Origin of the sequence: Aquabacterium humicola, from assembly GCF_030167915.1 — a bacterium.
GTDB classification, from domain to species: Bacteria; Pseudomonadota; Gammaproteobacteria; order Burkholderiales; family Burkholderiaceae_C; genus Pseudaquabacterium; species Pseudaquabacterium humicola.
The window spans coordinates 1-1,411 of sequence record NZ_JARGNB010000038.1 but is presented as its reverse complement, the minus strand read 5'-3'; the positions used below and the strand labels follow the sequence as shown (position 1 = coordinate 1,411).

The 1,411-nt window shown below is 66.1% G+C and carries 1 protein-coding gene; it reads right to left on the bottom strand.

The genetic code is table 11. The features are described 5' to 3' along the window. Positions 1-61: 61 nt before the first annotated feature. Positions 62-1,258: an IS256 family transposase gene (locus P1K89_RS33260; RefSeq protein ID WP_284620826.1), complete on the bottom strand. Its 1,197-nt coding sequence runs from the start codon at positions 1,256-1,258 to the stop codon at positions 62-64. Positions 1,259-1,411: the final 153 nt, after the last annotated feature.

Below are 1,411 nucleotides of genomic sequence, written 5' to 3'. Positions count from 1 at the left end.
TGGTCGCGTCCCAACCCGTGGTGTAGGTCCACAGCCCGGACAAGGCTGAGACGCACGGTACTCAGCGCGCCACAGCGGGCAGCCGAGTGGGGGCAGTATCGGTGAGGGTCTGCAGGCCTTCAAGCTGCATGTAGCGCCGGTTCAAGCTCCACTCGTCGTTCTGCTCGAGCATCATGGCTCCGACCAGCCGCACGATGGACTTGTCGTTGGGGAAGATGCCCACGACATTGGTGCGACGCTTGATCTCGGCGTTCAGTCGCTCCAGTGGATTGGTGCTGTAGATCTGCGTCCAGTGCGCGCGAGGGAAGGTCATGAAGGCGAGCACGTCGTTCTCGGCCTCGTCCATGAGCGCACCGAGCTTGGGGAACTTGCCTCGCAGCTGGTCGGCCACGGAGCGCCATTGCGCGCGTGCGGCGTCGGGAGTGTCCTGGACGAACACCGTGCCGATCGCGGCCGAGACCATGCGTCGCTGGGTCTTGCCTGCATGCGCCAGGGCGTTGCGCATGAAGTGCACGCGGCAACGCTGCCAGGTGGCCTTGAGGACCTTGGCCGCCGCGGCCTTGAGACCCTCATGGCTGTCGCTGATGACGAGCTTGACGCCGCGAAGTCCGCGGCGATTCAGGCTGCGAAGGAACTCGGTCCAGAAGGGCTCGGCTTCGCTGGCGCCGACCTTCAGACCCAGCACCTCGCGCTGCCCGTCGGTGTTCACGCCGACGGCCACTATCACCGCCACGCTCACGATGCGGCCGGCCTCGCGCGTCTTCACGTAGGTCGCGTCGATCCACAGGTAAGGCCAGTCGCCCTCGACCGGGCGGTTGAGGAACGCGTTGACGCGCTCGTCGAGCTCGGCGCACAGCCGGCTGACCTGGCTCTTGGACACGCCGCTCATGCCCAGCGCCTTGACCAGGTCGTCCACCGAGCGCGTGGAGATGCCCTGCACGTAGGCCTCCTGGATCACCGCGGTGAGCGCCTTCTCCGCCGTGCGCCGTGGTTCCAGGAACCCAGGGAAGTAGCTGCCTTGGCGCAGCTTCGGGATCTTCAGCTCCACCGAGCCGGCGCGGGTGTCCCAGACGCGGTCGCGGTAGCCGTTGCGGCTGTTGAGCCGCTCGGCGCTCTTCTCGTCGTATCCGGCGCCACAGCGGGCCTCGACATCGAGCTCCATCAGGCGCTGGGCCATGAACTGAACCATCTGGCGCAGCACGTCGACGTCGGCTCCCTTCTCGGCCAGTTCAGCCAATGCCATAGTGGGGGTGGTCATCGTGGTTTCCTTCGCAAGGATCAAGGGTGGACTTCGCACCTCAACCCTATCCGGAATCACGATGGCCACCCCTCACGGGGCGGCCGCCACAGCTGCGCGGCTGGCGCCGCTACGCTGTGGTTGGACTTACACCACTTCCTGGGACATCAACGA